The 25,575-nt window shown below is 64.9% G+C and carries 20 protein-coding genes; 13 read left to right on the top strand and 7 right to left on the bottom strand.

Translation table 11 applies throughout. The features are described 5' to 3' along the window. Positions 1–111 precede the first annotated feature (111 nt). The 4 genes from B5J99_RS04735 to B5J99_RS04750 all read left to right on the top strand — a co-directional run bounded on the left by B5J99_RS04735 (position 112) and on the right by B5J99_RS04750 (position 3,962). Positions 112–1,590, top strand: coding sequence for a phytoene desaturase (locus B5J99_RS04735; RefSeq protein WP_117351699.1), 1,479 nt, complete (start codon positions 112–114; stop codon positions 1,588–1,590). Between the two features lie 187 nt (positions 1,591–1,777). After that, complete coding sequence (locus B5J99_RS04740) at positions 1,778–2,152, top strand: GFA family protein (protein WP_117351701.1); 375 nt, start codon at positions 1,778–1,780, stop codon at positions 2,150–2,152. Between the two features lie 234 nt (positions 2,153–2,386). Next, positions 2,387–2,980, top strand: coding sequence for an LOG family protein (locus B5J99_RS04745; protein WP_054135075.1), 594 nt, complete (start codon positions 2,387–2,389; stop codon positions 2,978–2,980). Between the two features lie 16 nt (positions 2,981–2,996). Then, positions 2,997–3,962, top strand: coding sequence for a phytoene/squalene synthase family protein (locus B5J99_RS04750; protein WP_117353357.1), 966 nt, complete (start codon positions 2,997–2,999; stop codon positions 3,960–3,962). Here the strand turns inward: B5J99_RS04750 and B5J99_RS04755 are convergent, their stop codons facing one another. Next, entirely contained in the window at positions 3,963–4,397 is a 435-nt protein-coding gene (locus B5J99_RS04755) for a hemerythrin domain-containing protein (RefSeq protein WP_054135074.1), read from the bottom strand. It abuts the gene before it with no gap. A 161-nt stretch (positions 4,398–4,558) separates the two neighbouring features. Between B5J99_RS04755 and B5J99_RS04760 the strand changes: the two genes are divergently transcribed. The 6 genes from B5J99_RS04760 to B5J99_RS04785 all read left to right on the top strand — a co-directional run bounded on the left by B5J99_RS04760 (position 4,559) and on the right by B5J99_RS04785 (position 11,549). Continuing rightward, on the top strand, positions 4,559–5,686 hold the full coding sequence (locus B5J99_RS04760; protein WP_117351703.1) for an efflux RND transporter periplasmic adaptor subunit: 1,128 nt from the start codon (positions 4,559–4,561) through the stop codon (positions 5,684–5,686). A 31-nt stretch (positions 5,687–5,717) separates the two neighbouring features. Further along, positions 5,718–8,798 carry an efflux RND transporter permease subunit gene (locus tag B5J99_RS04765; protein WP_117351705.1) on the top strand — a complete coding sequence of 1,027 codons (3,081 nt, stop codon included), beginning with the start codon at positions 5,718–5,720 and terminating at the stop codon, positions 8,796–8,798. Positions 8,799–8,988: 190 nt separating this feature from the next. After that, positions 8,989–9,522: a peptide-methionine (S)-S-oxide reductase MsrA gene (gene msrA / locus B5J99_RS04770; RefSeq protein WP_069050999.1), complete on the top strand. Its 534-nt coding sequence runs from the start codon at positions 8,989–8,991 to the stop codon at positions 9,520–9,522. Positions 9,523–9,628: 106 nt separating this feature from the next. Next, complete coding sequence (galU, locus tag B5J99_RS04775) at positions 9,629–10,492, top strand: UTP--glucose-1-phosphate uridylyltransferase GalU (protein WP_117351706.1); 864 nt, start codon at positions 9,629–9,631, stop codon at positions 10,490–10,492. A gap of 77 nt (positions 10,493–10,569) precedes the next feature. Continuing rightward, positions 10,570–10,881: a hypothetical protein gene (locus tag B5J99_RS04780; RefSeq protein WP_117351707.1), complete on the top strand. Its 312-nt coding sequence runs from the start codon at positions 10,570–10,572 to the stop codon at positions 10,879–10,881. Between the two features lie 122 nt (positions 10,882–11,003). Further along, positions 11,004–11,549 (top strand): hypothetical protein, encoded by a 546-nt coding sequence (locus B5J99_RS04785; RefSeq protein ID WP_117351709.1) that lies wholly within the window; start codon positions 11,004–11,006, stop codon positions 11,547–11,549. Positions 11,550–11,762: 213 nt separating this feature from the next. On the opposite strand, the gene metK is transcribed toward B5J99_RS04785, so the two are convergent. Both metK and lnt read right to left on the bottom strand, forming a co-directional pair. Continuing rightward, entirely contained in the window at positions 11,763–12,980 is a 1,218-nt protein-coding gene (metK, locus tag B5J99_RS04790) for a methionine adenosyltransferase (RefSeq protein ID WP_117351711.1), read from the bottom strand. Between the two features lie 75 nt (positions 12,981–13,055). Next, positions 13,056–14,591 (bottom strand): apolipoprotein N-acyltransferase, encoded by a 1,536-nt coding sequence (lnt, locus tag B5J99_RS04795; RefSeq protein ID WP_117353358.1) that lies wholly within the window; start codon positions 14,589–14,591, stop codon positions 13,056–13,058. A 128-nt stretch (positions 14,592–14,719) separates the two neighbouring features. Here lnt and B5J99_RS04800 point away from each other — a divergent pair, with 128 nt between their 5' ends. Continuing rightward, positions 14,720–15,424 carry a hypothetical protein gene (locus B5J99_RS04800; RefSeq protein ID WP_054135065.1) on the top strand — a complete coding sequence of 235 codons (705 nt, stop codon included), beginning with the start codon at positions 14,720–14,722 and terminating at the stop codon, positions 15,422–15,424. 174 nt (positions 15,425–15,598) lie between these two features. Beyond that, positions 15,599–16,654 carry a sigma-54 interaction domain-containing protein gene (locus B5J99_RS19965; protein ID WP_281273078.1) on the top strand — a complete coding sequence of 352 codons (1,056 nt, stop codon included), beginning with the start codon at positions 15,599–15,601 and terminating at the stop codon, positions 16,652–16,654. A 148-nt stretch (positions 16,655–16,802) separates the two neighbouring features. Here B5J99_RS19965 and B5J99_RS04810 read toward each other — a convergent pair whose 3' ends face one another. Then, the gene (locus B5J99_RS04810) at positions 16,803–17,474 is read right to left on the bottom strand and encodes a glutathione S-transferase family protein (RefSeq protein WP_054135089.1); all 672 of its coding nucleotides are present in this window, start codon (positions 17,472–17,474) and stop codon (positions 16,803–16,805) included. A 256-nt stretch (positions 17,475–17,730) separates the two neighbouring features. Between B5J99_RS04810 and B5J99_RS04815 the strand changes: the two genes are divergently transcribed. Beyond that, entirely contained in the window at positions 17,731–18,270 is a 540-nt protein-coding gene (locus B5J99_RS04815; RefSeq protein WP_054135063.1) for an outer membrane protein, read from the top strand. 110 nt (positions 18,271–18,380) lie between these two features. On the opposite strand, the gene gltB is transcribed toward B5J99_RS04815, so the two are convergent. The 3 genes from gltB to B5J99_RS04830 all read right to left on the bottom strand — a co-directional run bounded on the left by gltB (position 18,381) and on the right by B5J99_RS04830 (position 25,423). Next, complete coding sequence (gltB, locus tag B5J99_RS04820; protein ID WP_117351715.1) at positions 18,381–22,904, bottom strand: glutamate synthase large subunit; 4,524 nt, start codon at positions 22,902–22,904, stop codon at positions 18,381–18,383. After that, positions 22,901–24,346 carry an NAD(P)-dependent oxidoreductase gene (locus tag B5J99_RS04825; protein ID WP_425456480.1) on the bottom strand — a complete coding sequence of 482 codons (1,446 nt, stop codon included), beginning with the start codon at positions 24,344–24,346 and terminating at the stop codon, positions 22,901–22,903. Before B5J99_RS04825 ends, gltB begins: the two co-directional genes overlap by 4 nt. A gap of 273 nt (positions 24,347–24,619) precedes the next feature. Further along, a complete protein-coding gene (locus B5J99_RS04830) occupies positions 24,620–25,423 on the bottom strand; it encodes an undecaprenyl-diphosphate phosphatase (protein WP_117351717.1) in 804 nt (267 codons plus the stop codon). Positions 25,424–25,575: the final 152 nt, after the last annotated feature.

Raw genomic sequence — 25,575 nt, forward strand, 5'->3', positions numbered from 1 at the left:
CGCAACTTTTGGCCTAAAATCTGCGCATCTGCTGGATCATCGGCCACGTAACGTTATAGTGCTGCACAATCTGCCCGCGCATTCGGGTCGCAACCAGGGGCCAATTATCACGTGAAGAAAGCTGCTGTCATCGGGTCGGGATTCGGCGGGCTGGCGCTCGCCATCCGCCTGCAATCTGCCGGAATTGCCACCACCGTTATCGAAGGCCGCGACAAGCCGGGCGGCCGCGCCTATTTCTGGGAAAAGGACGGCTTCACCTTCGATGCCGGTCCCACCGTGATCACCGATCCGCCGTGCCTCGAGGAGCTGTGGGCGCTTTCGGGCCACCACATCAGCGAGGATGTCGAGCTGATGCCGGTGATGCCGTTCTATCGGCTCAACTGGCCCGACGGCACCAATTTCGATTATTCGAACGACGAGGCGAGCCTGCGCGCCGAGATCGAGAAGCTCAACCCCGCCGATGTCGCGGGTTACGAGAAGTTCCTGACCTACAGTGCCGGCGTGCACGACGAGGGCTATCTCAAGCTCGGCCACAAGGCGTTTCTCGACTTTGCCAGCATGATCAAGGCGGCGCCCGCGCTGATGAAGTATCAGGCCTGGCGCTCGGTCTATTCGATCGTGTCATCGTTCGTGAAGAACGAGAAATTGCGCGAGGCCTTGAGCTTCCACACGCTGTTGGTCGGCGGCAACCCGATGAAGACCAGCTCGATCTACGCCCTCATCCACAAGCTGGAAAAGGACGGCGGCGTCTGGTTCGCGCGAGGAGGTACCAACAAGCTGATCGCAGGCATGGTCACGCATTTCGAGCGGATCGGCGGCACCATCCGCCTCAACGATCCGGTCACCGAGATCGAGACGATGGGCGACAAGGTCACCGGCGTGGTGACCAAGAGCGGCTGGCGTGACAGCTTCGATGCGGTCGCCAGCAACGCAGACATCGTGCACAGCTATCGCGACCTGCTGGGCAAATCGGGCCGCGGCAAGCGCGCGGCGGCGAGCCTCAAGAAGAAGAAGTTCTCGCCCTCCTTGTTCGTCGCGCATTTCGGCATCAAGGGTGACTGGCCCGGAATTCCGCACCACATGATCCTGTTCGGTCCGCGCTACAAGGGCCTACTCGACGATATCTATGACCATGGCGTGCTGTCCAAGGACTTCTCCTTGTACCTGCACCACCCGACCGTCACCGATCCCAGCATGGCGCCTCCGGGGCACAGCACCTTCTATGTGCTCTCCCCCGTGCCGCATCAGGGCAAATTGCCGATCGACTGGAAGGAAATGGGTCCGATCTACGAAAAGCGGATCCTCGACGAGATCGGCCACCGGCTGATCCCGGATATCCACGAGCGGATCGTCACCAGCTTCCATTACACGCCGCAGGATTTCAGTAACGATCTCAACGCGCATCTGGGAAGCGCGTTCAGCCTCGAGCCGCTGCTGACGCAAAGCGCGTATTTCCGCACGCACAACCGCGACGATGCCATTCCGAACATGTATTTCGTGGGCGCAGGCACGCATCCGGGCGCGGGCATCCCCGGCGTGGTCGGCAGCGCCAAGGCGACGGCTGCATTGATGCTGGAAGATATGCTCTGACACTCAAATCCTCCTCGAGCTTGTCTCGGGGAGGGGGACCGCCGACCAGAGGTCGGTGGTGGAGGGGAGGCGGTGTTGCGCTTCGCCTCCAATGATGCACTATCCCGCTTCCCCTCCACCACCCGCTGCGCGGGCGGTCCCCCTCCCCCAGCAAGCTGTGGGAGGATTTGAGAACGGAGCAAATATCATGCACACCGGATCATGCCTCTGTGGTGCGATCACCTTCACCGTCTCGGCCCCGCTCAAGCGTCCGGATGCCTGCCATTGCGGACAGTGCCGCAAGCAATCGGGGCATTACTGGGCCTCGACCGACGTCAAGCGCAGCGCCCTTGCGATCACCGGCGCGGGCCATATCCGCTGGTACCAGTCGAGCCCCAAGGTGCGGCGCGGGTTCTGCGATACCTGCGGCAGCTTCCTGTTCTGGGACCCGCCGCAGCGCGATTCGCTGGCCGTGGCGATGGGCGCGTTCGATGCGCCGACCGACACGCACCTGCACGTCCACATCTTCACTGCGGACAAGGGCGATTATTACGCCATCGCCGACGGCCTGCCCCAGGAGTGACATCCTTATAAATCCTCCCCCAGCTTGCTTGGGGAGGGGGACCGCCAGCGTAGCTGGTGGTGGAGGGGCGGCGGGGTGGCACACAATTCCAGCAAGGCACTATCTCGCTTCCCCTCCACCATTCGCTTCGCGAACGGTCCCCCTCCCCAAGACAAGCTCGGGGAGGATTGAACAGCCTTGCCCCTTGCGACATTTCAGGCGATGGACCGGACACCCCACACAGCAGGAATCACCATGACCGCCCCCTTCAAGCGCCTGGCCATCTATTGCGGCTCCGCCACGCCCTCCGACCCCGTCTATATCGAGAACGCCCGCATGGTCGGCGCGACGCTCGCCGGGCGCGGGATCGGCGTGGTTTATGGCGGCGGGCGGCTGGGGCTGATGGGCGCAGTGGCCGATGCCGCGCTCGATCTGGGCGGCGAAGTGATCGGCATCATCCCCGAAGCTCTGGTCCAGGCCGAGGTCGCGCACCAGGGCTGCACCGAGCTGCACGTCGTCCCCGGCATGCACGCACGCAAGCAGAAGTTCACCGATCTGGCTGACGGCTTTGTCGTGCTGCCCGGCGGGGTGGGCACGATGGACGAACTGTGGGAGGCAATCAGCTGGTCGCAGCTGGGCTATCACACCGACCCTGTGGGCCTGCTCAACATCAACGGCTTCTACGACGAGCTGATCGCGTTCAACCGCCACATGATCGAGGTCGGCTTCATCCGCCCGCAGCATGCTGACATCCTGATCGTCGACGAGACGCTCGACGGGCTGCTCGCCAAGATGGAAGCCTATCAGCCGCACCGTACGATCTTCGCGATGACGGCGGATGATCTTTGAAGGATCGGGCGGGGCTGTGACTCCTTCCCCCACCCCAACCCCTCCCCTCAGCGGGAGGGGCTTTGATCGCGCCGCCCTCGTCGCCTACGCCCGCGATTCGATCGCGCGCGGCTCCAAATCCTTCGCGCTCGCCTCGAAGCTGTTCGATGCCCCCACCCGCGAGCGCGCCTGGCTGCTCTATGCCTGGTGCCGCAAGTGCGACGACCTCGCCGACGGGCAGGACATGGGCCATGGCATGAGCGCGGTCACCGATGCGCACGCCCGCGTCGCCTATATCCGCGAACAGACCCAGGCTGCGCTCGCAGGCGCGCCGACCGACGACCCGGCCTTCGCCGCGCTGGCGGTGGTCGCTGCCGAGTGCCGCCTGCCGCACCGCTATATCTTCGATGTCATCGACGGGTTCGATCTCGACGCGCAGGAATGGCGCCCGCGCAGCGCAAACGACCTTTACCAGTATTGCTATCATGTCGCAGGCGCGGTCGGGCTGCTGATGGCGATCGTAATGGGGGTCGATCCCGATGACGACGCCACGTTAGACCGCGCCTGCGATCTGGGGCTGGCGTTCCAGCTCGCCAATATCGCGCGCGACCTGTCCGAGGACGATTCGGTGGGCCGCTGCTATCTGCCGATGGAGTGGCTGGCAGAGATGGACATTCCGCCGGGCCAGCACATGAAACCCTGGCTTCGCTCGCAGCTGGTGCCGCTGGCGGCGCGGCTGGCGGATCGGTCGGAGGCGCACGAGGCATCGGCGCGGGTGGGGGCGGAAAAGCTGCCGTTCCGCGCGCGCTGGGCGGTGCTGGCTGCAGCGGGAATCTATGGCGACATCGCCCGCGAGGTGCGCCGCCGCGGCGCGCAGGCCTGGGATCACCGGGTGATCACCACGGGCGGGCAGAAGATCGGCTGGCTGGCGCGCAGCGGCTGGCAGGCGGCATCGCGTCCCGATCCGGTCGGCCGCGAGGGGCTGTGGACCCGGCCGCGCTGATCAGGCCGCGCGCGTCGCGGCAATCTGCTCGGCGAGCGGGTATATCTCGCGGTGCTCCATGTCGATCCGCTGCGCCAGCGCCGTAAACACCTCGGCCGATTCGCTGCGGAACCGGGCCTGCTGCGCGAGCAGCACATCAGCGCGCTTCCAGCGATCGACAAAGTCCAGGAACACATCGGCCAGCCCGCCCATCTCGCGCCATGCGCGTTCGCCGATCTCCGCCGTGCGCGGGTGGCTCGACTTGCGCAGCGCCGGATAGAGAATCTCGTCCTCCAGCGCGAGGTGGATGCGCAGGATGCCGGTCAGCCGCGCCAGCATCAGCGTGATCTCGACCGCGCCGGGGCGGTCTGCAATGTGGGTGGACCGGGACTGGATGTCCTGAACGATGGCCAGGCAGGCTTCGTGCTGGGATTTCAGTTGAGCGATGCGCCACATGGTGCGGTTGGTCCCAAAGGCAACTCCGGCAGGAGTGCGTTCACCACAGCTAGCCAGACGTGCTTAACAATCTGCTAACCCCTGCCGGAAACTGCAGTTTCTCGCGGATCATCCCAAGGATGACGCTTGCCAGCCAAACTGGTTGCATATAGAAACCCAATATGCGCTTTTCTTCCCCTATCGCCGCCAGAATGACGCTGGGCCTGTTGCTGTCCTGGGCCGCGCTGTCGCTGGCCTCCTGCTCGGAAGAGAAATCCGCCTCGGCCGCTTCGGGCAGCGAGAAGGTCTATCCGGTGACGCTCGCGATCGTGCAACCGGCGGCGACATCCAAGACCATCACCGCCGCCGGAACGGTGCGCTATCGCTACGAGACACCTTTGGGCTTCACCAGCGCGGGCAAGATCGCCAGCATCCGGTTTGAGGAGGGCGACCGGGTGGTGCCGGGCGCGCTGATCGCGGCGCTCGATGCGACCCAGGTCAATTCCGGCCTCGAAAGTGCACGCGCCGAGCAGCAGCGCGCGCAGGCAGAGCTTGGCCGCTTCCAGCAGCTGTTCGACAAGGGCTGGGTCACCCGCGCCCAGCTCGAGCGCAGCGAGGCAGCGGCGCGCGCGGCAACCGCGCAGGTGAGCAACGCAGGGTTCGCCAGCGGCACATCGCGGATCATCGCCCCATCGGGCGGGATCATCCTGGCGCGCACCGCAGAACCAGGACAGGTGGTCGCAGCAGGCACGCAGATCGTGGTGCTGGGCGAAACCAGCGGCGGCATGGTGCTGCGCGCGCCGATGATCGACAGCGACATCGGCCGCCTCACCCCCGGAATGCCCGCGCAGGTGACGCTGTCTGGCCTCGCCGAAGGGGTGATCGAAGGCACGATCAGCGAGATCGACGCCCGCGCCAACCCGACCTCCGGCGCGTTCGAGGTGACCGTGGCGCTGCCCGCCAATCCCGGTCTGCGCTCGGGCCAGATCGGCACCGCGCAGTTCCGCGTTGCGGCCCAGCCGCAGGACACCGGCCTCGCCATCCCCGCGAGCGCAGTGTTCAACGTCCGCGCAGGCGAAGGCTTTGTCTATCTGCTCGACGCCAAGGCCAGCCGGGTGCGCGCGCGCGCGGTGCAGATCGGCAGGATCGATGACCGCCAGCTGGTCATCACCGGCGGGCTGAAGCCCGGCGACCGGATCGTGGCGAGCGGGCTTGGCCTGCTGGTCGATGGCGCACGGGTCAAGCCGCTGGCGACCCGCCAGCCCAGCCGGACGCGCCAGCCCGCGCCCGCCTCCATGACGGCCCGGTGACGCCTCCGGTGCAGACAGACCGACGCGCGCCATGAACCTTGCCGCCTTCACGATCAGCCGGTGGCAGCTCAGCCTGGTGGCGTTCATGCTGCTCGCCGCGCTGGGGCTCACCTCGCTGTTCACCATCCCGCGCTCGGTCGATCCGCACTTTCCGATCCCCGTGGTTACCGTGATCATCGCGCTGCCCGGCGCCGATGCCGCCGATATCGAGCAGACCATCGCCAAGCCGGTCGAAGAGGTGCTGCGCGGGATCGACGACATCGACGAGATCCGCACCGGAATCACCGACGGCTTCGTGACCATCACCACCGAATTCGACTGGAACGGCGATCCGGACCAGTATTTCAACGATGTCGTGCGCGAAGTCAGCGCGATCCGCAGCCAGCTGCCCGAGGGCATCACCGAGCTGCGCTACCGCAAGGCGCGCACCACCGAGGCAGCGGTTCTGCAGCTCGCCATGGTCAGCGAAACCGCCAGCTGGCGGCGGATGCAGAAATATGCCGAGGATATCCGCGATACCTTCGTGCGCTATCCGGGTGTGCGCAACACGGTGATCGACGGCCTGCCCCAGCCCGAGGTGCAGGTCTCGATCGACAGCCGCCGCCTCGCCGAATTGGGGCTTGCACCCTCGGTGATCGCCGATGCGCTGCGCCGAGGCGGCGCGGAGCTTCCGCCGGGCGCGGTGGAGAGCGCCGGGCGACGCTTCAACGTCGAGGCAGGCGGCGCCTATCGCGATCTCGAAACCATCCGTAACCTGCCGATCCGCGCGGGCAACGGCACGCTGCTGCGGATTGCCGATGTCGCCACGGTGGACTGGGGCAATGCCGAGCAATTGTACATCACCCGCTTCAATGGCAAGCGCGCGATCTTCCTCTCGATCCAGCAGAAGGATGGCTACGACGTCATTCGGCTGCGCGATTCGCTCGATGCCGAGCTCAGGCGGCAGCAGGCGGGCTTCCCGCCCGATATCCGGCTGGAGCAGATCTTCGACCAGAGCCGCGACATCGAATATCGCCTGCGCGAGCTGACCCGCGATTTCTCGATCGCCTTGTTCCTGGTCATCTTCACTTTGCTGCCCTTGGGCTGGCGCGCCTCGGTGATCGTGATGATCTCGATCCCGCTGTCGCTGGCATCGGGACTGCTGGCGATCAGCGTGATGGGGTTCAACTTGAGCCAGCTCGCGGTCGCAGGCTTCATCGTCGCGCTGGGTCTGCTGGTCGACGATTCGATCGTGGTGACCGAGAACATCTCGCGGCACCTGCGCATGGGCAAGCGCCGGTCGATCGCAGCGATCGATGCGACGCGCGAGATCACGCCTGCGGTGCTCGGCTCGACCGGCGTCTTGATCTTCGCCTTCACCCCTCTGCTGTTCCTGCCCGAAGGCGCGGGCAAGTTCACCCAGTCGTTCATCTACACCATCATCTTCACGGTGTTCGCCTCTCTGGTGATCTCGCTGACGATCATCCCGTTCCTCGCCAGCCGCATTCTCTCGCGTGACGAGGACCCTGAGGGCAACGCGATCCTGCGCTGGCTGACCCACCAGATCGAACGATTGTACCGCCCGATCCTGCACCGCGCGCTGGACAAGCCGCGGCAGACTTTATGGGCATCGATGGCACTGACGCTGTCGGCGTTCGCGCTGATCCCGGTGCTGGGCTTCAGCCTGTTCCCTTATGCCGACACCGCCTATTTCCGGGTTACCGTCGATGCCGAGCAGGGCAGCGGGGTCGCCACCACTGATGCGCTGGTGAAGAAGGCCGAGGCGGTGCTGGCGCGCGAGGATGCCATCAAAGTGCGCGCCACCAATGTCGGCAGTTCCAACCCGCAGGTGTTCTACAACGTCTTCGCGCTCGATCAGCGGCCCAATTTCGGCGAGGTCTTCGCGGTGATGGATCGCTGGGATCCGAAGCAAAGCCCGCAAATGGTGCAGCGCATCCGCGAGCGGCTCGAGGCGATTCCCGGCGCGCGGTTCAATGTCGAGCTGTTCCAGAACGGCGCCCCGATCGCATCGCCCGTGGCGCTGCGGCTGACCGGCGAGAATCTGGAGACGCTGCGCAGCCTGGCCGCGAAGATCGAGACGATCCTGCGCGCGACCCCGGGGGCGCGCGACGTGATCAACCCCGTTGCCACCAACGGCATCGATCTCGACGTCGGACTGGACGAGGCCAAGGCGGCGATGCTCAACATCGCGCCGGGCGAAGCGCGCCGCGCGGTCCGGCTGGCTTTGTCGGGCGAGAACGCCGCAGCCTTCCGCGACGAGGAGGGCGACAGCTACCGCGTCGTCGTGCGCCTGCCGCTCAGCGGTTCTCAGCCGATTTCCGCGCTCGACCAGATTTATGTCGCCAGCCGCACCGGCGAGGCGATCGCGCTGTCGCAGATCAGCACCCCGCGGCTGGAAAGCGTGCCCCCGCAGATCCAGCGCTATCAGCTCGAACGCTCGGTCACGATCACCGCCAATGCCCAGCCAGGCGCGCTGCCTTCGCGAATCAGCCAGCAGGCGATGGACAAGGTGGCCGAGCTCAAGCTGCCGCCGGGCTATCGCGTATCGGCAGGCGGCGAGGCAGAGGCGATCGCCACCGTGTTCGGCGGGCTGGGACCGATCATCCTGATCGCCCTGTTCGGCATCTTTGCGGTACTGGTTGCCGAATTCGGCCGTTTTCGCGAGACGATCGTGGTGGCAGGCGTCATCCCGCTGGGCACCTTTGGCGGTTTCGTCGCGCTGTTCGTCACGGGTGCGTCGCTGAGCTACATGGCGATCATCGGCTTTGTCGCCTTGGTCGGGATCGAGATCAAGAATTCGATCCTGCTGGTCGATTTCACCACCCAGCTGCGCCGCGAGGGCATGGGGTTGCGTGCAGCGATTGAGCGCGCGGGCGAGGTGCGCTTCCTGCCCGTGCTGCTGACCTCGGTCACAGCCATCGGCGGGCTGCTGCCGCTCGCGATCTTCGGCGGATCGCTCTATGCGCCGCTCGCCAGCGTGATCATCGGCGGGCTGATCTCGTCGACCCTGCTGTCGCGCATCGTCACCCCGGTGATGTACCTGCTGATCGCACGCGGCGGCGAGCAGGATGATGATCCGAAATCGGCGGCGATAGCGCCTGTTGCCGGTTGAGGAACTTGTGCAGCGAGCATCGCGCGCTATCTAAAGCTCACACTCTCTCCCCTCCCGCATGCGGGAGGGGCAGGCCCGGCTTCCCGGGCCGGGGTGGGCCTGTAAGCACGAACCTCTGCTCAGGCCCAGCCCGGCCTTCGGCCACCCCTCCCGCAAGCGGGAGGGGAGAATTGAAAAGGAACGATTTCACATGACGCAACAAACCGCCATCATCGCCGGAGGCTGTTTCTGGTGCACCGAGGCCGTTTTCAACGACGTCATCGGAGTGAGCAAGGTGGAAAGCGGCTATATCGGCGGCACGGTCGCAAACCCGACCTACAAGGCGGTGTGTGCGGGCACGACCGGCCATGCCGAGGCGATCCGCGTCACCTTCGATACCGAGCAGCTGAGCTATGCCGACCTGCTCGACATCTTCTTTGCGACGCACGATCCCACGCAGCTCAACCGCCAGGGCAACGACGTCGGCACGCAGTACCGCTCGGCGATTTTCCCGCTCGATGCCGCGCAGCAGGTCGAGGCGGAAGCCGCGATGAGCCGCAACCAGCCCAACTGGCCCGCGCCGATCGTCACCACCATCGAGGAGGCAACCACCTGGTATCCGGCCGAGGACTATCACCAGGAATACTGGAATGGCGAAGGCCAGCGCAATCCCTATTGCCTCGCCGTCATCCCGCCCAAGTTGCAGAAGCTGCGCAAGAGCTTCGCCGCACGGGTCAAGGGCTGACCCTGTCCGGCCTGCACTCTCCCGCCGACGCGGCACTGTCGCCTTGACAGTGCCGCACCGCGCTGCAAGGCAGGGCGTCGTCGGGATGTAGACAAAAGGATACGACGTGAAGCCCATCCGCAAGGCTGTGTTCCCGGTGGCCGGTCTCGGCACCCGCTTTCTGCCCGCCACCAAGGCCATCCCCAAGGAGATGCTGCCGGTCGTGGACATCCCGCTGATCCAGTATGCAGTGGACGAGGCCCGCGAGGCGGGGATCGAGCAGATGATCTTCGTCACCGGTCGCGGCAAGAGCGCGATCGAGGACCATTTCGACATCGCGTACGAGCTCGAGCACACCATGCGCGAACGTGGCAAGTCGCTCGATGTGCTCGAACCCACCCGGCTTGGCCCCGGCAATTGCGCCTATGTGCGCCAGCAGGAGCCGCTCGGGCTGGGCCATGCGATCTGGTGCGCGCGCGACATCGTCGGCGACGAACCATTCGCGATATTCCTGCCCGACGAGTTCATGGTCGGATCACCCGGCTGCATGAAGCAGATGGTCGATGCCTATGCGAGCCTCGGCGGCAATCTGATCAGCGTGCTCGAGGTGCCGCGCGAGGCGGTTTCGAGCTATGGCGTGATCGCTCCGGGCAAACAGGACGGCGCGATCACCGAAGTGACCGGGCTGGTCGAAAAGCCCAGGGTCGAAGACGCTCCGTCCAACCTCATCATTTCAGGCCGCTACATTCTGCAGCCAGAGGTCATGCAGACGCTGAAGACGCAGGAAAAGGGAGCAGGCGGCGAAATCCAGCTGACCGACGCGATGGCGCGGATGATCGGCACCCAGCCGTTCCACGCGGTGACCTTTGCCGGCAAGCGCTATGACTGCGGATCCAAGGCGGGCTATGTCCAGGCGAACATCGCCATCGCGCTGGAGCGTGAGGACATCGGCGCGGAGATTCGCGCCTTTGCGCTCGACCTTCTGAAATAGCGGTTCAGCATCGGCTCAGCCGGGCTATAGCAGGCAGATGCGCGGGCGCTCGATCTGCGCGCCGGAGGGTCGAATCGATGAAATTACTGTATCCGCTCGTGTTGCTGGCCCCGCTTGCGCTCTCCGGCTGCATCGCCAGCGCCGTGGGTGCGGTGGTCACCGCCCCGGTCAAGATCGTCTCCAAGGGCGTCGACCTTGCCACCACCAGCCAGTCGGAAGCCGACGAGAACCGCGGCCGCGCGATGCGCAAGGCCGAAGAGCGGCTGGGCAAGCTGCAGCGCCAGCGCGACAAGGCGCTGCGCAAATGCGATGACGGCGACGAGCGCGCCTGCGCCGATGCGCGCAATATCCAGGACCAGATCGACGAGGAGCGCGACCGCTTCAACTGAGCCGCCGGCAATCCGGTCTGGCACGCACCGCGGCACTGGTCACGAATCGCTGAAGCCGATATGGGCAGAGCCGCGCCGCTTCGGTTCAAGGCGGCAGCGTTGATGAAAGGCCTCGATTTCCCATGGATGGACAGCAGCTTTTTTTCCTGATCGCCGCACTGGTGGTCGTCGCGATGATCGTCATCTGGGCGCTGGTCGGGCGCAGTGGTGGCACCGGACACCACGACGCCGGGCATGATCACGGCCATGGCCACGACGATCATGGCCACGCCGCGGTCGAAGCGCCGCCCGCGATCGTCCCGACGATGGGCGCAGCGCTCGATCCCACGGTCGCGCCACTCTCCACCGCCGATGTCGACGCCCAGATCGCCGCCCAGGCCCAGGAAGCCCAGGCCAGCGGCACGCCGCGGATCGCCGCTGCCATCGGCGAGCCCGACGACCTGCGCAAGATCAAGGGCATCGGCCCCAAGCTGAACACGCTGCTCGGCGAACTTGGCGTGTCGCGCTATGACCAGATTGCAACCTGGACCGCCGCCGATGTCGCCGAGGTCGATCCCTATCTCGGCACCTTCAAGGGCCGCATCACCCGCGATGCCTGGATCGAACAGGCCGGCTTCCTCGCCAAGGGCGATATAGCCGGGTTCGAGGCGAAGTTCGGCAAGCTTTGAGGTTCATCCTCGCCGGGACGGGACCATCTTCGTCACCCTGAACTTGTTTCAGGGCCCATTTCTCCGGATTGTGGCTTCGGCTCTTGGGGGCACGATGGGTCCTGGAACAAGTCCAGGATGACGGCAACAGGCCGGGTCACCTGCCGGTGAGCAAACAAAAAGGGCCGGGTCATCGCATGATGACCCGGCCCTTTTGTGTTCAGTTCGAAAAGATCAGGCCAGAGCGGCCTTCAGCTTGTCGGCGAGGTCGGTCTTCTCCCAGGGGAAGAAGTCGCCTTCGGGCTTGCGGCCGAAGTGACCATAAGCAGCCGACTTCTGGTAGATCGGCTTGTTGAGGCCCAGATGCTCGCGGATGCCGCGCGGCGTCAGGCGAACGAGCTGCGGCAGAACCGCCTCGATCTTGTCGTCGGCGACCGTTCCCGTGCCGTGCGTGTCGACATAGAGCGACAGCGGCTCGGCGATGCCGATGGCGTAGGACAGCTGGATGGTGCAGCGGCGCGCAAGGCCGGCTGCGACGATGTTCTTGGCCATGTAGCGGCTGATATAGGCAGCCGAACGGTCGACCTTGGTCGGGTCCTTGCCCGAGAACGCGCCGCCACCGTGCGGCGATGCACCGCCGTAGGTGTCCACGATAATCTTGCGTCCGGTCACGCCGGCATCGCCATCGGGGCCGCCGATTTCGAACGATCCGGTCGGATTGACGTAGATCGCGGTTTCATCGGTGATGAAGCCTTCGGGCAGAACCTTGTGCATCACGGCGACGACGTGGTCGTACAGCTTCTTGTACTTGTCCGCATCGCCCTTGCCTTCGTGCCAGAAATAGCCCGGAGCGTGCTGGGTCGAGACGACCAAAGCGGTGGCGCGCACCGGCTTTTCGTCTTCATACGCCAAGGTCACCTGGCTCTTGGCATCGGGCTCGAGGAAGTCGACGACCTTGTTGTGACGATCGTGCGCGAGCTGCTCGAGAATCTTGTGCGAATAGTCGAGCGTTGCGGGCATCAGGTCTTCGGTCTCGTCCGACGCATAGCCGAACATGATTCCCTGGTCGCCTGCGCCTTCGTCCTTGTTGTCCTTGGCATCGACGCCCTGCGCGATTTCCGAAGACTGGCCGTGCAGGTGGTTTTCGAAGCTGAAGGTTTCCCAGTGGAAGCCTTCCTGCTCATAGCCGATGCGCTTGACGGTGGCGCGAACGGCCTGCTCGATCTCTTCCTTGGCACCCGGTGCCCATTCGCCGTTTTCGTAGACGCCCTTGCAACGGATTTCTCCGGCAAGCACGACGCGCTGGGTCGTGGTCAACGTTTCGCATGCAATGCGTGCATAGGGGTCCTTGGAGAGGAACAGATCGACGACTGCGTCGGAAATCTGGTCCGCAACCTTGTCGGGATGGCCTTCGCTGACGGATTCGGAGGTGAAGAGGAAGCTCTTGCGCATGGGTCGCCTTCTTGCTGGGGCATGCCGGAAAACCCCCCGGCAGGCACATATAAAGAATTCCTTATATGATCGCCCTTAACGACGGAATGCGCGCAGTGCAACCGCCAACAGCAGCAGCACGCCCGCAAACGCCAGCGGCACAAGGTTGCCCCACAAGGCAAACGGGGTCGGGCCGTGCGGGCGCGGCAGCATCGCATCGATATGGCCCGCGCTTTTGTGCGCGATGCTGTGGAGCAGCCGGCCATCGGCATCGATCACCGCCGAAATTCCTGTGGGGGTCGAGCGGATGACCGGCACGCCTTCTTCCAGCGCGCGCAGCCGCGCCTGCGCCAGATGCTGCGGCGGGCCCCAGGATCCGAACCAGGCATCGTTGCTGGGGTTGAACACATAATCAGGTCGGTTGGCGGCATCCACCACCTCGCCCGAGAAGATGATCTCGTAGCAGATCTGCAGCCCCATCCGCCCGAACGATCCCAGATCAAGCGTCTGCGCGCCGGGCCCGGGCGTGAAGCCGATCGTGCCGGGAACCAGCCGCGAGAGGCCGATCTGGCCGAGGATCTCCTCATAAGGCAGATACTCGCCGCCGGGCACCAGATGGCTCTTGTCATAGCTGCCCAGGATCTCGGACCGGCTGGACAGCGCGAACACGCTGTTGGCCGCCGCGATCGGCTGGCCGTTGCGGTCGAAGTCCAGCTTGACCCCGCCGGTGATCAGCAGGTCACCATCATTGATCGCGCGGGTCAGCCGCGCGCGCACGCCCGCGGCAGTTTCCGGGTACATATAGCGGCGCGGATACCCGTCCTCGAGAAAGTCCTCGATCGCAGCCTCGGGCCAGAACACGATGCGCGGGCCAGCGGCCTTGCGGTCGACGGTCTGGCGGGTGAGCCGCGCAAAGTTGCGCGCGGAAGCGACGGGATCGTATTTCTCGCCCTGATCGTTGTTCGGCTGGACCACGGTGATTGGCGTATCGCTGAAGCCGGCTTTATCCATCTGGGTGAGCCAGCCCGCGCCGGTCACCGCGCCGACGCCCGCCAGTATAGCCGCCGCCGCGATGAACTGCCTGCGCGCGAGCAGCCATACCGCGCCCGCGGCCAGCACCACCAGCGCGCCAAGGCCATAGGTGCCCACCAGCCGCGATGCCCAGCCCGCCTCGAGCGCGGCCACACCCAGCGGGTTCCAGGCAAAGCCGGTGAAAACCCAGGCGCGCATCCATTCGGTAACCAGCCACAGTCCGGCAAAGGCGAGGACGAACGCCGTGTCTGCGCTGCGCTCCTCGCCTCGCGCCAGCCATCTGGCGAACAGCGCCGCAAATCCCGGGAACAGCGCCAGGTAGAGCGACAATCCGACCACCGCGACCCATCCCAGCCAGGCCGGCATCGTGTCCTGATAGGTGAAGGCATGCGCGATCCAGTTGAGGCCGATGCTGAACTGCCCCACCGCGAAGAACCAGCCGCGCGAAAACGCGCCGCGCTTTGAAGGTGCGCTGGCGATCAGGTGGATCAACACTGCATAAGCGATCAGCGTCACCGGCCACAGCCCCAAAGGCGCAAAGCCGGTGGCAGACAGGGCGCCAGCCAGCAGCGCGAACGATCGGGGATGACGCAGGATCATGGCGGCAAGCCTATGCCCGGCCTGCGATGCGCTGACAATCGGCGTTGCAACGCGGCTGTCATATCGTGGCGGGATGCCTCGCGCGAAATCAGGTGACAGCATCGGGGCGGGTGCGCATAAGCGGCGGCATGAAAAGCCTGTTGCTGCTGCTGAGCCTGCAAACCGCCGCCGTTCCGGCTGCCCCCGCCGCCCCTGCGCCCGCGCCCGTTTCGGCTCCTGCGCTGACACCGGCGCAGCGCGAGGACCTGACCTGCGCGGCGGCGTTTGCAATCATCGCATCCGAACAGGCGCGCGGCGTGACCTCTGCGCTCGCCTATCCCACCCTGGTAGTGCGCGGCCGCAGCTATTTCGTCGCCACCGCCGAGCGGATCGTCACGGAGACCGCGACGGACGACGACGCGGTCGGGCTGGCACTTACCCGGATCGTCGAGGACCTGCAGGCCCAGGCGGCACAATCCAACGATCCGGCGGGCGTGGTCGATGCCATCATGACCCCGTGCCTTGCCAAGCTCGACGCTGCGGTGCCGCTGCCGCCGCCGCCCTCGATGCTGCAATGCGCGATCTATCTGCAGCTCGCCTTTGACGAGGTCGCTGGCCGCGAAGGCGATTCGGCGACCGCACGCGATCTCAAGACTCTGGCCACGGTGCTCGAATCGCGCGCGCGCGACGAGATGCGCGACGAAGGCCTCAGCGGCAACGAGGCCGACCGGCGCTTCATCGAGACCCGCGAGGCGATCGACGCGCGCGAAAAGGCCCGCGCGCCCGACGACGATGCCACCGATGTCGATTTCGAGCATTGCTTCACGCTCGCCAAGCCCGCCGAAAAGCGCTGATCTGCGGCGGTTGCCGCGCGTACGGATCCGGCACAGCCCCCGCCTGCCCCCTGTCAAAAAATTGGCGTAATCTGTCACCCGGGCTGACGGCTTTACGCATCGTTAACGAATTACCCCTAAATCGTTAACCCAAGGCGGTAACGACCGCCATGAATGGAAAACGGGGCAAATTACATGGAAACGCTGGACGCACTGGCAATGGCAGACATGATCGTGGGCAACAGCACCGCGATCCGCGAAATTCGCGGTCTGGTCCGTTTCGCCGCAGAAACCCGCGCTTCCGTGCTGATCACCGGTCCTTCGGGCACCGGCAAGGAGCTGGTCGCACATGCCCTGCACCGCGCATCGTCGCGCGCCGCATCACCCTTCATCGCGGTCAACAGCGGCGCCATCCCGCGCGAACTGATCGAATCGGAACTGTTCGGTCATGAAAAGGGCAGCTTCACCGGCGCCATGGCGCGCCGCATCGGCCACTTCGAAGCCGCCAACACCGGCACCCTGTTCCTCGACGAAATCGGCGAGATGCCGCTCGACATGCAGGTCCGCCTGCTGCGCGTGCTGGAGGACCACAAGGTCCGCCGCATCGGCAGCAACGACGACGTCAATGTCGATGTCCGCCTGATCGCGGCGACCCACCAGTGCCTGGAAAGCGCAATTGCCGAAGGGCGGTTCCGCGCCGACCTTTTCTACCGGCTCAACGTCCTGCCGATCGAACTCCCTGCGCTGGCAGACCGGGTCGAGGACGTGCCGATGCTGGTCCAGCATTTCCTGTCGCGCGGCTTTGCCAGCGACAACCCCCCGGTGTTCACCGACGAGGCGCTCGCCATCCTGATGGCGCACGACTGGCCGGGCAATGTCCGCGAGCTCAAGAACCTGGTCGAGCGCGCTGCCGTGTTCTTTCAGGGAATGGATGTCGGCCGTGACCAGATGGCGATGCTGTTGCGCCCCGCGCGCTCGGCGCGCGCCGCAGTCGCCGCACCGGTCGCGGTCGAACTGCCCGAAAACGTGGTCGCGCTGGCCGCGCCGATGGCCGCCACCCCGCGCTTTGCCCGCCCGATGGACCTGCGCGAGCATCTGCAGAACGAAGAAAAGCGCGTCCTGATCGAAGCGCTCGAATCGACCGGCGGCGTGGTCTCGGCCGCCGCCCGGCTCGTCATGCTGCAGCGCACGACCTTCGTCGAAAAGATGAAGCGCTACCAGATCGGCCGCGAAATGGCGCTGAGCGCGTAAGAACGAGCCTCTCTCCTCCCGTTTACGGGAGGGGTGGCTGAGCCGAAGGCGAAGACGGGGTGGGCCTGCGCCAACGTCGTGCTTTCAGGCCCACCCCGGTTCAGCAAGCTGAACCTGCCCCTCCCGCAGGCGGTAGGGGAGATTCTCTTTAAAAATCCGCTTCTTCGTAATGCGAGGGGGGCTTGATCACTTCCATCCGCTCGGCCAGCAGCGGACGAAAGGAAGGCCGGGATTTGAACTTCCGGTACCAGTCGGCGGTCTGGGCGTGCGCCAGCCAGTCGATCCCGCCCAGATAATCGGCAATCGAGATATGCGCAGCAGCGGCCAGGTCTGCCAGGCTCATCGTCGCGCCGCCGATCCACGCATTATGGTCGAGCAGATAGTCGATGTAATCTAGGTGGGTGTTCGCCAGCCGCATCGCCTCGCGCAGCACCCGGCCATCGGGCGGCTGGCGATAGATCAGCCGCTTGCGCATGCGTTCGTGCATCAGGGGGGCAACGACATCGCCGAAGAACTGCTCGTCGAACCACGCCACCAGCCGCCGGATCTCGGCGCGGTTGTCGGCGGACCCGTTGATCATCGGGTTCTTCTCGACCGTTTCCTCGAAATACTCGCAGATCGCCCAGCTGTCGCACAGGGTCTGGTCGCGATCGCGGTGGCGCATCACCGGGGTGCGCCCGGCGGGGTTCATGTCGAGAAATTCGTCGCGCTGTTCCCAGGGTGATTCGCGCACCAGCTCATAGCCGATACCCTTTTCCCCCAGCAGCAGCCGGACTTTTCGCGAAAACGGACACAAGGGAAACTGGAACAACTGCCACATGGCATTATCCATGCCCCAGCAACAGGCAGGCGTCCACAGCCGCGAACGGGCGAGCACTGATTTTCCCGGTGGAAAAAGCCGATGCGCGCAAAGCGTCCGCCAGAAATCGCGAAGATGAACAGATTGTCATTTTATTACGACCAACCGCAGCAATCTGTCGATTGACAGCATCTTTCGTTCAGCTTGCAGTCCGCCTTGGCAGTCTAACCGGGTGGGGCGTCGGCGTTGAACCCGACGTCCAATGAAGGACACAATAATGAAGAAACTCTCCCCCATCAAACTCGCAGCCTTTGCAGCCTTTGCTGCGGCACCCTTTGCCCTGTCGGCGCCCGCAATGGCGCAGGACGCGCCCCAGACCGAAGTCTATGTCGGTGCGCAGGGCGGCTATCATGACCTGGGCAACAACCCGCTCGGCAAGGACGGCAGCCCGATCTACGGTCTGTTCGCCGGTGTCGACGTTCCCGTCGGCCCGACGCTGATCGTCGGTGCCGAAGGCAACTTCAACCTCGGCTCGGGAATCATCGACAGCGAATATGGCGCAACCGGCAAGATCGGCGTGCGTGTTGGCCAGAGCGGCCAGATCTTTGCGCGCGGCGGCTATCAGTGGGTCGATGTCGACGTTCGTCGTGCGACCGGCGTGAATGCCCCGGCCGGCTTCGATGACACCAGCGGCGACTATCTCGTGGGCGTCGGTGCCCAGTACAAGATCGGCACCAACACCGCGCTGCGCGTTACGGCCGACACCCTGGGCTTCGACACCACCCGCGTAACCGGCGGCCTGGCGTTCAACTTCTGAGCGACGGCCTGCTGACCGCTATCGGGCAACCGACAGCGGCTCAAAACAGACCCCGCCTGCAGCCCTTTCCCCAAGGCTGCAGGCGGGGTTTCTGTTTGGGGTGCAGGTGCCTATTCGGCTGCTTCCATCGCCACCGCATCGCTGAGCGGATAGGCCAGCCGGGTGAGCATCTCCTTGGGGCAGACCTGCCAGAATTGCGGCAAATAGCGATCCCAGTTGCGCAGGATCTCCTGTGCCCACTGGCTGTCGGTGCCCTCGATATGCGCAGCGATCAGCCCCTTGAGCCGGTCTTCCCAGTGCGCGCTGTCGATCCGCTGCCACACGATTGATTCGGGATTGGCCTGGCCGGAGAAGCGATCATGCCGGTCGAGCACGAACGCCATGCCGCCGGTCATGCCTGCGCCGAAATTGCCCCCGGTCTCGCCCAGGATCACCGCGGTGCCGCCGGTCATGTATTCGCAGCCGTTCGCGCCGCAGCCTTCGACCACCACCTCGGCGCCAGAGTTGCGCACCGCAAAGCGCTCGCCCGCCTGGCCCGCGGCGAACAATTTGCCCGCCGTCGCGCCATAGAGCACAGTGTTGCCGATGATCGTGTTGGCATGGCTGACCAGAGGCGAGCTGACCGTGGGCCGCACGATGATCGTGCCCCCCGACAGCCCCTTGCCGACATAGTCGTTGGCATCGCCGAACACTTCCAGCGTGATCCCCTGGCACAGGAATGCGCCCAGCGACTGGCCCGCAGACCCACGCAGCCGGATGCGGACATGCCCCTCGTCGAGCGCCTTCATCCCGTAGATTCGCGTGATCTCCGCCGACAGCCGGGTGCCGACCGCGCGGTGCGTGTTGCGCACGTTGTACGTCAGCTGCATTTTCTCGCGCCGTTCGAACACGGGCTTGGCATCCTTGATGATCAGCGCATCGAGGCTGTCGGGCACCGCATTGCGCCAGGTATCGAGGTTGAACCGGCGCTGGTCGCTGGCGACATCCACCTTGGCGAGGATCGGGTTGAGATCGAGATCGTCGAGATGCTCGGCGCCGCGGCTGACCTGACGCAGCAGGTCGGTGCGGCCGATGATCTCGTCGAGGCTGCGGAAGCCCAGCCGCGCGAGGATCTCGCGCACTTCCTCGGCGATGAAGGTCATCAGGTTGATGACCTTTTCAGGCGTGCCGGTGAACTTGGCACGCAGCCGCTCGTCCTGCACGCACACGCCCACCGGGCAGGTGTTCGAATGGCACTGGCGCACCATGATGCAGCCCATCGCCACCAGCGAGAGCGTGCCGATGCCGAACTCTTCTGCCCCCAGGATCGCCGCGATGACGACATCGCGCCCGGTCTTGAGCCCGCCATCGGTGCGCAATTTGACACGATGGCGAAGGCCGTTGAGCGAAAGCACCTGATTGGCTTCCGACAGTCCCATTTCCCACGGGGTGCCGGCATATTTGATGCTGGTCTGCGGGGACGCTCCGGTGCCGCCGACATTGCCCGAGACCAGGATCACGTCGGCATGCGCCTTGGCGACGCCGGCAGCAATCGTGCCGATGCCCGCAGCCGACACCAGCTTGACGCACACGCGCGCATGCGGGTTGATCTGCTTCAGGTCATAGATCAGCTGCGCCAGATCCTCGATCGAATAGATGTCGTGGTGCGGCGGCGGGCTGATCAAGGTCACCCCGGGGGTCGAATGGCGCAGTTTGGCGATGTATTCGGTCACCTTGAAGCCCGGCAGCTGCCCGCCCTCGCCGGGCTTTGCCCCTTGCGCGACCTTGATCTCGATCTCCTCGCACGCGCCGAGATATTCGGCGGTGACACCGAAGCGGCCCGAGGCGATCTGCTTGATCCCCGAATTGGCGTTGTCGCCATTCTCGCGCGGCGAGAAGCGCTCGGAGGCCTCGCCGCCCTCGCCCGACACCGCCTTGGCGCCGATGCGGTTCATCGCGATTGCCAGCGTCTCGTGCGCCTCGGGCGACAGCGCACCCAGCGACATGCCGGGCGTCACGAAGCGCTTGCGGATCTCGGTGATCGCCTCGACCTCGTCCAGGGCCACCGCCTTGGGCGCGTAGTTGAACTCCATCAGATCGCGCAGATACACCGGCGGCAGCTGGCGCACGCCTTCGGCGAACTGGAGGTATTGCGAATAGCTGTCCTTGGCGACCGCGGTCTGCAGCAGGTGCATCAGGCCGGCGGAATAGGCATGCGCCTCGCCGCCATCGCGCTGCTTGTAGAATCCGCCGATCGGCAGCCGCGCGACATTGCTGTCCCACGCCGCGTCGTGGCGCAACTTGGCGTTGAGGTGCAGCGAGGCATAGCCTTCGCCCGAGATCTTCGAGGGCATTCCGGGGAACAGGTCGTTGACCAAAGCGCGGCTCAGCCCCACTGCCTCGAAATTGTAGCCGCCGCGATAGCTCGAGATCACCGCGATGCCCATCTTGGACATGATCTTGAGCAGGCCCTCGTTGATCGCCTTGCGATAGTTGGCGATGCAGGTGTCGAGCGACAGCGCGCCGCATAGGCCGCGCGCCTGCCTGTCGGCGATCGAGAGCTCGGCCAGCCAGGCGTTGACCGTGGTCGCGCCCGCGCCGATCAGCACCGCGAAATGGTGCGTGTCGAGGCACTCGGCTGAGCGCACGTTGATCGACGAATAGGCGCGCAGCCCCTTGCGCACGAGGTGGGTGTGGACGGCGGCGGCGGCCAGGATCATCGGCACGCCGATCTGGTCCTCGTTGGCGGTCTCGTCGGTCAGGAAGATCTCGGTGCTGCCTTCGCGCACCGCCTGCTCGGCCTCGTTGCGGATTCGCGAGATCGCGCTGCGCAGCTGCTCGGGGCCGCCATCGGCGGGAAACACGCAATGGATCTCGGCGACGTTCGATCCGAAATCGGCCTTCAGCCGCAGCCAGTCGGCATTGGTCAGCACCGGGGTGTCGAGCACCAGCACGCGCTCGTTCTGGCTGTCCTGCTCAAGGATGTTGGCAAGGTTGGAAAAACGCGTCTTCAGGCTCATCACGTGCCGCTCGCGCAACGAATCGATCGGCGGGTTGGTGACCTGGCTGAAGTTCTGGCGGAAGAACTGCGCGATCGGGCGCGGCTTGGCGCTGACCACCGCGAGCGGTGTATCGTCGCCCATCGATCCGATGGCTTCCTTGGCGTCCTCGGCCATCGGCGCAAGGATCGTCTCCATGTCCTCGATGGTGAGGCCGGCCGCAACCTGGCGACGGGTGAGTTCGGCGCGGGTCATGTCGGGCAGGCTGTCGGCAGCTGCGGGCGGCAGGTCGGAGAGCTGGCGGAAGCCCTTGACCAGTTCGCGGTAGGGCTGCTCGGCGGCGATCCGGTCCTTGATCGCACGGTCGTGGTAGAAACGACCCTCGTGCAGATCGACCGCGATCATCTGGCCCGGGCCAAGACGGCCCTTCTCAACGATGCTGCTTTCGGGCAGCACCACCATTCCGGTTTCAGACCCGATCACCAGCAGGTTGTCGTTGGTGACCGAATAGCGCAGCGGACGCAGCGCGTTGCGGTCGACCCCTGCGACCGCCCAGCGGCCATCGGTCATCGCGAGCGCCGCCGGGCCGTCCCAAGGCTCCATGACGCTGGCCATATATTCGTACATCGCCTTGTGCTCGGGCGGCAGCACCTGGTCGCCCTGCCAGGCCTCGGGCACCAGCATGATCTTGGCGGTGGGCGCCTCGCGCCCCGAACGGCAGATCGCCTCGAACACCGCATCCAATGCAGCCGTATCCGACGCACCAGCGGGGATCACCGGCTTGATGTCCTCGCTGTTCTCGCCGAACGCAAGGCTCGCCATCTTGATCTCGTGGCTCTTCATCCAGTTCTTGTTGCCCCGGATGGTGTTGATCTCGCCATTGTGCGCGAGGCAGCGGAACGGCTGCGCCAGCCACCATTGCGGGAAGGTGTTGGTCGAATAGCGCTGATGGAAGATCGCGATGCGGCTCTCGAAGCGCGGATCGGTGAGATCAGGATAGAACACCGACAGGCTCTCGGCGAGGAACAGCCCCTTGTAGATGATCGACCGGCACGACAGCGAACAGACATAGAAGTCGTTGATCTGCGCGGCGATGACCTTGTTCTCGATACGCCTACGGACGAGATAGAGCTGCTTTTCGAACTCGGCGACATTCTGTTCGTCGGGCATCGGCCCTGCGATCATGATCTGCTCGATCTCGGGCCGGGTGCGCTGCGCCTTGTCGCCGATCACCGAGATGTCGACCGGCACCTGGCGCCAGCCATAGATGGTATAGCCTGCTTCGATGATCTCGCTCTCGACGATCGTGCGGCAGGTTTCCTGCGCCTGCAGATCGGTGCGCGGCAGGAAGATCATGCCCACGGCGAGCTTGTTGGGGAGCACCTTGTGCCCCGAATCGGCGATCGCATCGTCGAAGAAGCGCACCGGCAGATCGACATGCAGGCCGGCGCCGTCGCCGGTCTTGCCATCGGCATCGACCGCGCCGCGGTGCCACACCGCCTTCAGCGCATCGATCGCGCTTTCGACCACGCGCCGCGAGGGCTTGCCATCGGTCGCCGCGACCAGCCCGACACCGCAGGCATCGGATTCATAGTCGGGCCGGTACATGCCCTCGCGGGCGAGACGTTCGTGTTCGGGAGTGGGATAGTGTGTCATGCGGCCACTTTCTCGCCCTTGGCTGCAACGGTCGTGCGCGCCTTGGCCTTCAGATATTTGTGCATATGTTCGGCGACATCGCGTCCGTCGCGGATCGCCCAGACCACCAAAGATGCCCCGCGCACGATGTCGCCAGCGGCGAACACCCCGTCGAGGCTGGTCATCATCGTCTTGTGATCGACCCGCAGCGTGCCCCAGCGGTTGACCGACAGCTCGTCGCAGCCGAACGCGCCTGGCAGATCCTCGGGATCGAAGCCCAGGGCCTTGATCACCAGATCGGCGGGGACAGAAAAATCGCTGTCGGGATCGGGCTCGGGCGTGCTGCGGCCCGAAGCATCGGGCGCACCCAGCCGCATCCGGCTGGCGCGCACCGCGCTGGCGTGCGGCGTGCCTTCGACCGCGACAGGCCCGGACAGCCAGACGAACTCGACGCCTTCTTCCTCGGCGTTCAAAACTTCGCGCTGCGAACCGGGCATGTTGATCCGGTCGCGGCGGTAGAGGCATTTGACCGATGCCGCGCCCTGGCGGACCGCGGTGCGCACGCAATCCATCGCGGTATCGCCGCCGCCGATGACGACGACGTTCTTGCCTTGCGCATTGAGCGCGCCGCTGTCGAATGCGGGGACTTCATCGCCAAAGCCCTTGCGGTTGGAAGCGACGAGATAATCGAGCGCCGCCACCACGCCATCGGCGCCGATTCCGGGCACCTTGATGTCGCGCGCCTTGTACACGCCGGTGGCGATGAGCACCGCGTCATGACGCTCGCGCAGCTCTTCCATGCTCGCATCACGCCCGACGTCGAAGCCGTTGTGAAACACGATACCTGCGTCCTCGAGCCGCTTGACCCGGCGCATGACCACGTCCTTTTCGAGCTTGAAGCCCGGGATACCATAGGTCAGCAGCCCGCCCGCGCGATCGTAGCGGTCATAGACATGGACATCATAGCCGCCCATGCGCAGATACTCCGCCGTCGTCAGCCCGGCAGGGCCTGCGCCGATGATGCCCACCGACTGGCCGCGCGGACGCCCGACGGCGACCGGTTCGACCCACCCCTGCTCCCAAGCGGTATCGGTGATGTACTTTTCGACCGAACCGATGGTCACCGCGCCGTGGCCGGAGAATTCGATCACGCAATTGCCTTCGCAGAGGCGATCCTGCGGACAGATGCGGCCGCAGATCTCGGGCATGGTCGATGTCAGGTTCGACATCTCGTACGCCTCGCGCAGCCGGCCTTCCGCGGTCAGCCGCAGCCAGTCGGGGATGTGGTTGTGCAAGGGGCAGTGCGTCGAGCAATAGGGCACGCCGCATTGCGAGCAGCGCGCGGACTGCTCCTGCGCGGCGTGGCCATCGAAACGATCCGAGATCTCGTCGAAATCCTCGGCGCGCGCGTCGGCAGCGCGCTTGGGCGGGTATGACTGGTCGAGATCGACGAACTTGAGCATCGCCAGCTTTTCCGCTGCCATGGCCGCAGCCTGGGTTGCGCCGTGCGGTTGCCCGTTTTCCGGTTGTTCTGCCATATCCTACCTGTCGCGCTGATGGTTAGTCGGCGGCAGGGCTATGCGCCCGCCGCGATTGCCGCAGCTTTAGGTCATCGGATCGGCGGAGTCACGTACTTTTATGACAATAGGTAAGCCTTACTGACTTTGAAATTTTGGACCATCTAGCTACAGGCGTATACCCGGAGGCATGGCCACCTTTAAAGGGCCGAAATGCGACTATCGGTTGGCGAGCCACACCAGTGCCGCCACGCCTGCGATGATGCGATACCAGGCAAAGGGCACGAATCCGAAGCGGGTGATGATCTTGAGGAACGCCTTCACCACCACCAACGCGACCACGAACGAGACGACAAAGCCGATCGCGATCGCGCCGAAATCATCGGGGGTCAGCAGTTCGCGGTTCTTGAACAGCTGAAGCGCGGTGGCGCCGGTCAGCGTCGGCAGCGCCAGAAAGAAGCTGAACTCTGCCGCGGTCTTGCGGTCGACGCCCATCGCCATGGCACCCAGGATGGTCGCGCCCGAGCGGCTGACGCCGGGGATCATCGCGATGCACTGGACGAGGCCGATGCCGATCGCGGTCTTGAACGGAACGCCGGCAACACCGCCGGCATCGCTGGTCTTGGCGAGCTTTTCGACCACCAGGATCGCGACACCGCCGATGATCAGCGCCCAGGCGACCACCACCGCATTTTCGAGCAATTTGTCGATCTGATCGCCAAATGCCACGCCCAGCACGACGGCGGGGAAGAAGGCGATCAGCAGGTTGCGGGTGAAGGCGACCGCCGAAGGCTCCCATGTCATCAGGCCCTTGAGCACATCCATGAACGTCCGCCAGTAGAGCACGACGATGGCGAGGATCGCACCCGGCTGGATCGCGATGTTGAACACCGCCCAGGCCTGGGCATCGAAGCCCAGCAGCTCGGTGGCGAGGATCAGGTGCCCAGTGGAGGAAACCGGAAGAAACTCGGTCAGGCCTTCGACGATTCCCAGCAAAATGGGGATGAGATACAGTTCGATCATCCGGCTGTAAGAGCGGCGGCAGACTGCCAAGTCAACCGGCTATCGGCCTTTTTGCATGGGCATCTGCCGCACGACAGATCGGTTTTCGAACCGGGCCGACGAACAGATGCTGACATCCGCGATCGCTTATGGCAGCATCGCTGCCAATAGAT

The organism is Blastomonas fulva (assembly GCF_003431825.1).
Classification (GTDB): Bacteria; Pseudomonadota; Alphaproteobacteria; order Sphingomonadales; family Sphingomonadaceae; genus Blastomonas; species Blastomonas fulva.